Source organism: Acinetobacter sp. 479375, assembly GCF_000581715.1.
Taxonomy (GTDB): Bacteria; Pseudomonadota; Gammaproteobacteria; order Pseudomonadales; family Moraxellaceae; genus Acinetobacter; species Acinetobacter ursingii.
Genome location: NZ_JEZN01000038.1, coordinates 1 through 10,762 on the forward strand (window position 1 = coordinate 1; position 10,762 = coordinate 10,762).

Below are 10,762 nucleotides of genomic sequence, written 5' to 3' on the forward strand. Positions count from 1 at the left end.
AGTACAAGGCTGTTGGGACAAGGGTCAAAAGCAGTGGAAACGAGATATTGGTTATCATCGACGATCCCGAATAGAGGCTAAAATGTTTGCCTTGAAACGACTTGGACAAGGTGTATCTAGTCGATGCTTTAATCGTCAGGTGGTTGACTTGCAAATAAGAGTCGATATTTTGAATAAATTTACTCAACTTGGTACAGCTAAAACGGTGGCTGTTGCATAAATATCTGAAGATTAGAACAACTCTACCTTTCGTCTATTTGTGCAACAAAGCCTGTAAAAACTGTAAACCGTAGGCTTTATGTCGGTTTGGAATAATTAGATCGATAAAACCAAAACCACTGGAGACCATTTTTGCAGCAGTGTGTTGAATATAAGGTTTTTCAGATAGATCATCCAAAATTTGTTGATTGTTGTCTTGGGTTGTCGTTAGGGTAACTTTACAAATCTGATCATGCACCTGTAACAGATCATCAACCTGCTGAAGTTGCTTAAAATAAATGTTAAGTTTTTGCTGATTTTTTTCACTGACATTGTGCTGAATATAAGCGCAGTCTTTGGCACATAAAATGAGATTTTGGGCATAATCAGGAATTAAATCTTGTAGGATCTGTTGCAAAATCTCTGGACTAAAATGATCGTAATTTAAAGTTTGCGTCCTATCGACCACATAAGCTCCATTTTCGGCCACAAATGCCATGTCATTGGCAATTTCTGGGAAATAAGCTTTTAGGGTGTAAAGCGGATTGCCACTGGCCGCAACGAAATGAATTCCACGCTGTTGAAGCTGTGAATATTGTTGCAAAAATCGGGCTTTGTCGTATTTCTTCTCTGAATTTAAAAACGTTCCATCCATATCAACTGCAATAAGCTTGACTGGCATTTAAACCTCGTATCTTGATAATCATTAATCTTGCATCAGCTTTCTTTCAATCGGCTTATTTGCGCACTTTTTTATTTCTCTCTATCGGAGAAAGTAAAAAAATCCAAAGCATGATGAAAACTCTATTATGATTATCCTATCAGGAGATCACCGTTTTATGAACTGATTATACATGGGCTGATCAAGTTCTTAGGCTGAGTCAAACCTGTTTAAATACAGGATCATGTTTACTTTTAATCTTATCTTCAGCTTTTGTTTTTATGCTCATTTACACAAAAACAAATCGAATTTTAAAATCATGAACACTACGCAGCTTTTCTTGGGATTAATCTTTAGCTGTATTGGCTTAGGCTATTTTATGTATAGCAAAAAGCAAAAAGTGATTGTGCCTTTGGTATGTGGTCTGGTACTGATGATTTTTCCTTACTTTATTGAAAATGTCAGCTTACTCAGTGTGATTGGAATTGTACTCTCGATTATTCCTTATTTTGTACGTTTATAATCTCAAATCATTGATTCTAAAAAATATACTTCTTCATAAGTGTATTTTTATTTTCCCTATGAAAGAAAAATAAAGAAATTCCAAACAATGATAAAAAAGTCTATTAGGCTGATTTCAATAAGATTGTGTTGGTTGTTTATTTTCTCCATTCTAGCAAGTTGGCTAGCATTGAACTGCCTTACTTTTAATTTAAATTTCAAGTAATATCAGGCCCATCATTTTACTTTTGAATCATGACAGCATGGATGCTATTCCTCATCTTTCCACTCAGGATAAACGAACTCTTGCGCTCTCCTCACTCGGCGGTGCATTAGAGTTTTATGATTTTGTCATCTATGTCTTTTACGCCAAGATCATTTCGGATTTATTTTTTCCAAGCACTCTAAGTCCTTTTTGGGCGATGCTGAATACTTATGGCATTTTTGCAGCAGGTTATTTTTTTCGGCCTTTAGGTGGAGTGGTGATGGCACATTTTGGTGATTTAGTCGGGCGTAAACGACTATTTTCACTGTCAATTTTATTGATGTCGCTGCCTACTCTAATGATTGGGCTACTACCCACTTTTGAATCGATTGGTTATTTTGCACCAGTTTTATTATTGTTGATGCGCGTGATACAAGGCATCGCTATTGGTGGAGAAATTCCCGCGGCATGGACATTCGTTTCAGAACATGTCCCAGAACGGCGCATTGGGCTTGCTAACGGCCTATTAACCGCAGGTTTATCTTTAGGAATTTTACTGGGTTCACTGATGTCTTTGTGGATTTCATTACAGTTTACTGAAACGGCGATACATGATTGGGCATGGCGAATTGCCTTTATCGCAGGCGGAATCTTTGGGTTATTAGCCCTATATTTACGCAGTTACTTGAAAGAAACACCTGTATTTAAAGCCATGCAAGCCCGTAAACAACTCTCCAAAGACTTACCAATTAAACAAGTCTTGATAAATCATAAAGCAGCCGTTGTTATTGGCATGTTGTTCACCTGGTTTTTAACGGCTTGTGTCGTCGTGGGCATTTTAGCCATGCCTAATTTACTTTTCACTGTTTTTGGCTTTGATCGGGCTAGTGCATTTCAAATGCAAAGTGCAGCAATTATCATGCAAATGTTGGGCTGTATTTTAGCAGGAACCTTAGCTGATCGTTTTGGCTGTGCCAAAGTGATGATGATGGGTGCAACAGCGCTAGCTGTTGTGGCTGCGTTTTTTTATCACAGTTTAGGACATACCAGTCATAACACTATTTTCATGCTATACATGTTACTGGGTTTATGTTCAGGAACTGTGGGCATGGTGTCATGCAGTATGGTGAAAATGTTCCCTGCCCCTGTTCGTTTTTCAGGGATTTCATTTTCGTATAATGTGTCTTATGCGGTTGTGGGCGGTTTAACCTTGCCACTAATTCAAATTTTAAGCCAGTACAGTGATATTGGAGCAATGTATTATATCGTTGCTTTAGCCATAATGGCGTGTCTCACAGCAATCGTCTTTAAGAAGAAATTCGAACCATCAAACAGCATTAAGCATGTCATTTAAATCGATGATAAAACTCGTGACGATCAATCATCACGAGCTTTGATGCGCATTAAAGTGTTTTTAAAAATTCCAGACCACGCTTAAGCTCAAGTTCGTTGATTGAATGTCCTAAACCTTTATAAGTTTCAAGTTCGACATTAAAACCCGCAGCACGTAGCGCCTTAAAAGCATCCTGACTTTCATACACAGGAATGACTTCATCTGCTTCACCATGCATTAGACTCACTTTTGCCGTATTGTTGGCATTGGCTTCAATCGGAGAAGCCAAACGTCCAGAAAAGCCAATGACTGCTGCAATTGGCCAACGACCAGAAGCAACCGCATCCAGCGACATCATGGTTCCTTGAGAAAATCCACAAAAAACCACTTGATTAAGCCGATCAGCAAAACCTTGCTCCTCCAGTATCCGCTGTACTGTTTGATCGAAATATTCTCGTGCTTGCTGAATACGTTCAAAGCGATTTTCTTCGGTAATTCCAGTTAGACTAAACCATTCAAACACTTCATGGCTATGCATGAAAGGAAAAGGTGCATTGGGCGAAGCAATACTTAAATCTTCAATCTGACGCTGCCAATATTGTGCAATCGGCAATAGATCACGCCCATTGCTACCGACCCCATGAAACATGATTACTAGTTTATCCGTCATCTGAACTCATCTCCAATATTCAATGTCATCTATCTTAATTCGCTCTTGTCACCAATGCTTGATACATTCATATCGATCTTGTAATGCCCTTGCTTCATTTCGATGCTTAATTTTTTTATTTTGTATCGCGTTTGGTATTGAATCAAAATATAAAATTCATCTGCACCGTCATCTAATCCAGAAATGGCCCAAGTGGCACCTTTAGGAAAATCTTGCAGCCATTTAGCTTTATAAACATCTGAAACAGAATCAAAATCCAGATAATTCTCTGGTGATTGGCAAATTTTTTCAGCCAATTGATCAAAGCATTGCTGCTTATACTGTTCCAGATCGAATATTGTCATATTACTAATTTTGTCTGTTGTTTACGCTTAACCTGCTCCCATTGCCACCAACCGAAGGCAGCCATAATGACAAATGCAGCGTATAAACCTGCGGTCAGATATAAGTCTTTATAAATAAACATGCCCACATAAACAATATCGACAAATACCCACAAAATCCATGTGGCAATGTGCTTACGACTGGTCCAATACGTTGCCAATAGACTAAATGCGGCCAGTTGAGAATCTAACATCGGCACAGCCGCATTGGTAAAGTGTTTTAAGCTGAGACCAAAAATCACCCCGCCCACTGCTGTTATCAGCATTTGTATAATGACGAGCTTAGGACTAATCGGTTCTATCCGAATATCATGATCAACCTGTTTACCTTTGAGCCAGTGATAAAAACCATAAAAGTTCACCACCATAAAGAAAAATTGTAGGATGGTTTCGCCGTATAGCTTAAAAGTAAAAAATAAATAAGCATATAAAACAAAAGCCAGAAAGTTAAACCACCAGCACCACATATTGCGTTTAATGGTGAGACCAACACCAATCACGCTAATTATCACGGCAACAATCTCAAGTGGAGACATGTTCTATGCATCAAAAAATGGAAAGCGATATTATGAAATGTTTCTGACTATACGCAAATGATTTCTATTCGCTAACTGAATTATTTTAAAACCCAGTCCGATAAACGATTGCTCAAATTAATCGCCAAAGTATCGACATAGCGACTATAAAGATCGGCAGAAATGATCAATGCAATAAAAAAAAGTAGGATTGCCCAAATTGTAGCCGCGTCATAGCTCCAACCTAGCGCAATAAAAGAGTTAAATAAGGGCAGACATACGCAATACATTAAAAGCAAATGCAATAAATAAATTGAAAATGACAATTTACCTAAATACACACAAACGGGATTATCCAGCTTTTGCGATAGCATCGGATTCATCAGGATGCTATACACAATCAAAATCCCTGCGATAAAGTTGCAATACTCGTAAGTTCGGTCGCCCACTAAAACATAAATCCAGTGATACGCCAGACTGGTATTATGCGCTCCAGCCAAATAAAGTCCGAATAACAATAACAATAGGGCAACTAGTGATGAACGAATAACACGACCATATAGAAATATCAGCGAACCAATGAGAAAGCACAACAACCCCAAATAAAGCTCTTGGCTCTGAAAGAAAATTGAGGTCGTCGGAAACAGTAAAATCAGCGGTAAAAATAGTCGCTTATCCAGACTGTAAATATATAACAATCCAAATAACAAAAATGAACCGAGCAACTCCACCTGCATCGTCCAAAGTACCCAGTTGAGACTGGATTCTGCAAATAGAAATGAGCCAATCGTCCCTTCATAAATCGCTTGGGAAAAACCGATGTCTTGGGTCGCTAAAACTTTTAGCCAATACTGCACATGAGAGCTGTCAATATCACTAAACTGCAATGCTGCCCATAATAAGATGCATGAACCTAAAGCAGGAATCGCTAAACGCGGATAACGTTTCACCATCATCGATTTGAGCTTTGCTTGCATATTACGACTATTACAAATCACATAAGACAAAATAAAGCCGCTTAATACGAAAAAAACATAGACCGCAGCCGTACCTGAGTACCAAAAGGCAAAAGGTGAATGGTGAATAAAATGTACCCATGCATTACTGGCAATTTCATGTTCATCAAAATGATGTAAATAAGGGTAGAAACTTAAGCTCAGATGTGAAAATACCACAGCCAGACAGGCTAACCCGCGAATACTTTCAACGGCATTAAGTTTGATGGACTTATCCATTATGAGACATCTTCATCTTTCAATTGTACGATCTTCATTCATTCCCTTTATTCTGACAGGTGGTCACTCCTCTCCTGTCTATAACTTAGACTTACGATCAATCCATGAGTTACGGCAAGTCTTTTTTGTCATTTGAATTACCCGATTTCCCTGTAAATCCAAATATCTAATGTAAATGCCAGCTTGTTTGAAACAAGCTGGCATTTTGCAATGAGCAACAAGTACGAATGTACTTAATCAATATGCGTGATTCGACCCATTTCGTCATGATGCACGACACTAATTTTTTGCGCACGGCCCTGATGAATCTGGGTTTCGTCCAGTTCAAAATAGCGTGCATAATCAGTTACATCCTTTTCATGCGTTCGCTTGACACTTTTCGCAGGGACATAATTGCTCCACAGTAACAACGCAACAGCACAGGCAATCAATGAAGTGATACCGTGTTCCAAGCCCAGACTAAGGGCATGGAAAATCTGATGGATGAGATGGCTTTTTTCTAGCTCGACAAGCGCCCAAACCAGAAGAAATGGACGCCATAAGAGTAACCATGCACCCCACATCATCATCGTAGAGGTATTTGATACATAGCGTCTGTGCCATGGCAACTGATGGCGCACGTCGATAATCAAATTGTTAGATTTCATGAAATTTTCTCGAAAACATGCTTAATATCTACATGCGCATGCCACGGTCAGGACTGACCCAGCGCGCGCGTTTTTCATCACCACGAAGCAGGACTTTTGGAAACGCCACGATTGTAGCAGTAATGGTAATTAACCAAAACACAAACGGGTACCAAATCATCCAGTAGTAGTTTTTACCTAAATTAGGCTCATAACGACTGTCCATCCATTTGCTTAAAGCAAACTGAAGTAAACAGGTCGCACCTAATAATATTCCGCTGCCATAAGGTAAAAATGGCGAGCTGATTCCAGACAACTCTCCAAGCGGTACTACAAAATGTAATAACCAGAGAATTGCCATAATAAGCATCAAATATGACCAGACCAGTGTTAGACATAATTCAAACATCAGCGGCCATAAAAAATTCAGTTTCGGCTTAAAGAACACATCCAGATTTTTGACTAAAACCTGTGCGCCTCCCATAGCCCAGCGCAAACGCTGTTTCCATAAACCATTTAAGGTTTCAGGCATTAAAATCCACACCAATGCATTGGGTTCAAAACGAATATCCCAACCAGCACGTTGTAGCTTCCATGTGATATCGATATCTTCAGTCAACATATTCGGCGACCAATAACCGACTTCATGTACCGCACTCTTACGAAAGGCAGTAATCACACCCGAAACGGTGAATAATCGTCCAAAACTACGCTGCGCACGTTTGATCATCCCAACAATAGAGGAAAACTCACCGACCTGAATCCGTCCCAATAAGGTAGAACGAGTTCGGATACGAGGATTCCCTGTGACCGCAGCTACAGTTCGATCTTGCAGAAAATGACGAATCATCCATTTGGCTGCATGTGGATCGAGCAAGGCATCACCGTCAATTCCAATCAAAAACTCAGCTTGAGTCAATAAGCTACCTGCTTGTAAAGCCACAGCCTTGCCTTGATTTTGCGCCAGATGAACCACACGTAACTTTTCAAATCGTTCAGCCAGACGGTCAAGCACTTCTGCGGTATTATCCGAGCTCCCATCATTGATCGCAATCACTTCAAAGTTAGGATAATCCAGACTGAGCGCATGGCTAATCGTTTCTTCTGCATTATCCCCTTCATTAAAGCAAGGAATAAGCACCGCCACCATTGGATAAACATCTAATTCCGCTGGTTGCTGATATGGGGGCTCTTTACGCTCTTTCCAATAAAAGATCAGCGCACCCATCATCCACAAATACGACATAAACAGCGGATAATAGAACACAAAGTTCAGTGCTGAATGCCATAAATGCTGTAAGGTTGTTGACATGGTCAATTCCTGCTACGGGACTAACTTTGAAGGTTTAGTCGCAAATACATCATGCAACATTTGGGTATCTGGATGATCTTTAAACGGATCATCTGGATAATATCCAACGTGCATAGCCCCCTGACTGTACAGGGAACGAATCGTATCGACGAGTTCTTGCGATGGCACAGGTTGATTGGTGCGCCAGTTAGTCGCCTGTAACTCAAATACGGTTTTTTTGATTCCGTTTGGATATTGTTTTACACGTTTCACAATATCCTGATAGAACTTGGTCGGATCTTCTGCTTGTTCCATGTAAGGCATGGCCATAATTGCAGTAAAATCGTAACGTTTTAGTGACTGCTCCAGAGACTGGGAGTACCAGTTTTCTGCATAAGGAGATAATGCGACTTGCGCATACAAATTACGGGCGGTCATTAAATAAGGCTGATAATAACGCACATCGGAAGCAAGCTTCATGGCAAAGTTATCTATGGTCTTGATTTTTAAATCAGTCCATTTAGATAACAAGGCATCATTATTCCGAATTTTTTCCAGATCAGTTGGCAAGCCTGCTTTGGCATAGGCTTTCAATGCATCTGGACTCGCATCTTCATAATCAGATAACGTGGTATCGTCATGGAACAGTATACCATCAAATGTGGAATATTTTGCCAAGTCAGTATAAATTCCTTCGATCACTTTACGTGCTTCAGGTGAATACGGACTTAAACGAATATATCCCATATTCAAATGGTCACTGTCTTTAGGCTGTTGGGTCACCACCAGTTTTTTAGAGGCTGGATTATTTTTCGGCAATTCCCATGCCATCAAAGGCATCCACGCATAAACACGATTGACACCTGTCCGCGTTGAAATCTGCCACGCGACACGATTAAACAAATCAGCGCGCATCGGAACATAACGATTGGGGAAATACACCATATCGGCAGAACCATTGGCATCTGGATCAGAAAAAGCTTGAAGATAAACTGTATTGACACCAGAGGCACGAATCCGATCTAAAACATGTCCCAAATTGCGTTCAATCTGTGCAGGATCAGGATCATAGATATAATCCAGATCGATATGCATGATTTTTTGCGGACGATTATTATCGGTCAGGTTCATTTGACGCGTTAAAATGTCTTGCGCCAAATCATCCGTACTTTCGCCTTTCATCACCAAAATACGACTGAGGTGCCCTAAAGATTTGGTCACATGGTCAGGCCCATCATCAAGTGTAATGGTAATCGGCATACCTAACTTTTTAGCAATCCGCACAGTTTCCATGTTATAGCGACCATAAGGCCAGACCATGACTCGTGGTGCCCGAATACCGTTGGCTTTAAACGTATCGATATTTTTCTTTAAATCATCACTAATGCGCTTTTCATAGGCACGATCAGACTCATAAGTTTTGGTTTTTGCATCATAAATACGTGTGGTTGCCGCAGGTTCAGAGTTGCCTTGTGGATTTCCCATGACACCATGATGCAAATCATAACTGTGGCTACCGATTTCGATTAAGCCACTGTCCTGCATTTCTTTAATTTCTTTCCAGCTTAATAATTTGCTGCGTTCAAGTTTTTCATCACCAAACTGCACCATTTTATTCGGCTTAACTTCCAGCCATTTTCCAACGACCGCTAATACTGCTGGGATTTTACGGGCTTTTAAAATCGGATAGGCATATTGATAAAATGATTGATAGCCATCATCCACAGTAAGTAATACAGGTTTAGGTGGAAGTTTGAGTTTACCTTCATTGGCTTTAATCAATTGATCTACACTAATAAAGTGATAACCGTTTTTAATCAGCCAATCCAGATGCATTTCAAAACGCTGTGGCGTTACAGCATAATCTGGAATAACAGCTTCCTTAGATGTTATTTCATGATAACCAATAATCGTGAGAGTCGACACATCGATTTGTGGTTCTTCTTCGGGTGCTTCACCTGTATGTGGATCAGTCACAGCTGGGATCTCCGCTGCTGTAGGCAAATCTGTTGTTGCAGGCGTTTCCGCATAAACAGAACTGACTCCTATAGAACCGAACAATAATGAAATGCTCAGAGTTAAAGATTGCAAGGGAAAGCGTGTTGGCATAGAAATATCATCTTTCAATTCGGGTTATTTTCTGAAGGCTTTGTCTGATCGAAAATATCTATTTTTCTATCCACAATCCATTGCTTTTGACAGAAATCCATCAGGCTTTTAACAGTGTCAGTTATACTAATCAAATCTGAAAAGAAACTTAAAAATTTTTGTAGGTTTTTCTTAACTTTACAGTCATATTGCAAGCTATAAAAAATTTTTAGATGAATATTCAAACATTTGTTTTTGTACAAAAAACACCCAAAAACCATTACAATCCATTGATTATTTTTGCATAAAAAAAGATGGCAAAATTACCATCTTTCTTATAAGAAAATTACAATAAAGTATAATCACTTCACTTAGTTTTTCTTAAAAATGTGACAAAACGTTCATATCACCACTTAATAAACTTCTTTCATAAGTCCCTTTTATTCATCCCTATGCAAGAAAAATAAAGAGCGTTCAAACCATAATGAAAGAAGTCTAATATTCAATGATTGCAAAATTTGGATTTTCAGCCATTTGTTCCAGATAATAACGTTCTTTTTGATACAAATATTTATATAAACGATTAATCCACTGTCCACGGCGGAAAATTTTGATCTTTTTATTGACCCCATCATAATCTAATAAAGTGATCGGCTCTCCTTCTTGAAATAGAGTGATACGATAATTTGCGGACTGATGCGGATGCATGGATAATGTCTCTTTAATCAATTCAACTTTATAGTCTTCATCGGCTTTGTTGCACAAATAGACGAAAGGTAGAGTTGTTCTAATCTTCAGATATTTATGCAACAGCCACCGTTTTAGCTGTACCAAGTTGAGTAAATTTATTCAAAATATCGACTCTTATTTGCAAGTCAACCACCTGACGATTAAAGCATCGACTAGATACACCTTGTCCAAGTCGTTTCAAGGCAAACATTTTAGCCTCTATTCGGGATCGTCGATGATAACCAATATCTCGTTTCCACTGCTTTTGACCCTTGTCCCAACAGCCTTGTACTGCATGATTTCTTGCTTTACCAATTTCATTTTCTG

Annotated in this window: 10 protein-coding genes and 3 pseudogenes; 3 read left to right on the plus strand and 10 right to left on the minus strand. The window is 39.2% G+C overall.

Features of this window, described 5'->3' with window-relative positions:
• Positions 1-220: pseudogene (locus J500_RS15925) on the plus strand (IS5/IS1182 family transposase); the annotation flags it as partial.
• Positions 221-271: 51 nt separating this feature from the next.
• Here J500_RS15925 and J500_RS15930 read toward each other — a convergent pair.
• Positions 272-880: pseudogene (locus tag J500_RS15930) on the minus strand (HAD hydrolase family protein); the annotation flags it as partial.
• Positions 881-1,178: 298 nt separating this feature from the next.
• Here J500_RS15930 and J500_RS15935 point away from each other — a divergent pair.
• Entirely contained in the window at positions 1,179-1,382 is a 204-nt protein-coding gene (locus J500_RS15935) for a hypothetical protein (protein ID WP_034700561.1), read from the plus strand.
• A 241-nt stretch (positions 1,383-1,623) separates the two neighbouring features.
• On the plus strand, positions 1,624-2,919 hold the full coding sequence (locus J500_RS15940; protein ID WP_034700557.1) for an MFS transporter: 1,296 nt from the start codon (positions 1,624-1,626) through the stop codon (positions 2,917-2,919).
• A 49-nt stretch (positions 2,920-2,968) separates the two neighbouring features.
• Here J500_RS15940 and J500_RS15945 read toward each other — a convergent pair whose 3' ends face one another.
• The 9 genes and pseudogenes from J500_RS15945 to J500_RS15990 all read right to left on the minus strand — a co-directional run.
• Entirely contained in the window at positions 2,969-3,568 is a 600-nt protein-coding gene (locus J500_RS15945) for an alpha/beta hydrolase (RefSeq protein ID WP_004996527.1), read from the minus strand.
• A 29-nt stretch (positions 3,569-3,597) separates the two neighbouring features.
• On the minus strand, positions 3,598-3,912 hold the full coding sequence (locus J500_RS15950; protein WP_004996525.1) for a hypothetical protein: 315 nt from the start codon (positions 3,910-3,912) through the stop codon (positions 3,598-3,600).
• Complete coding sequence (gene pnuC, locus J500_RS15955; protein ID WP_004996523.1) at positions 3,909-4,487, minus strand: nicotinamide riboside transporter PnuC; 579 nt, start codon at positions 4,485-4,487, stop codon at positions 3,909-3,911. Before pnuC ends, J500_RS15950 begins: the two co-directional genes overlap by 4 nt.
• Positions 4,488-4,567: 80 nt before the next feature.
• Positions 4,568-5,701 carry an acyltransferase family protein gene (locus tag J500_RS15960; RefSeq protein ID WP_004996520.1) on the minus strand — a complete coding sequence of 378 codons (1,134 nt, stop codon included), beginning with the start codon at positions 5,699-5,701 and terminating at the stop codon, positions 4,568-4,570.
• A gap of 233 nt (positions 5,702-5,934) precedes the next feature.
• Positions 5,935-6,348 carry a poly-beta-1,6-N-acetyl-D-glucosamine biosynthesis protein PgaD gene (pgaD, locus tag J500_RS15965; protein ID WP_004996518.1) on the minus strand — a complete coding sequence of 138 codons (414 nt, stop codon included), beginning with the start codon at positions 6,346-6,348 and terminating at the stop codon, positions 5,935-5,937.
• Positions 6,349-6,376: 28 nt separating this feature from the next.
• Complete coding sequence (gene pgaC, locus J500_RS15970; protein WP_004990303.1) at positions 6,377-7,639, minus strand: poly-beta-1,6-N-acetyl-D-glucosamine synthase; 1,263 nt, start codon at positions 7,637-7,639, stop codon at positions 6,377-6,379.
• A 12-nt stretch (positions 7,640-7,651) separates the two neighbouring features.
• Complete coding sequence (pgaB, locus tag J500_RS15975; RefSeq protein WP_004996516.1) at positions 7,652-9,727, minus strand: poly-beta-1,6-N-acetyl-D-glucosamine N-deacetylase PgaB; 2,076 nt, start codon at positions 9,725-9,727, stop codon at positions 7,652-7,654.
• Between the two features lie 474 nt (positions 9,728-10,201).
• Positions 10,202-10,516: a hypothetical protein gene (locus J500_RS15985; protein ID WP_147519087.1), complete on the minus strand. Its 315-nt coding sequence runs from the start codon at positions 10,514-10,516 to the stop codon at positions 10,202-10,204.
• Positions 10,509-10,762, minus strand: a pseudogene (locus J500_RS15990) (IS5/IS1182 family transposase); the annotation flags it as partial. The gene J500_RS15985 and the pseudogene J500_RS15990, both read right to left, overlap by 8 nt.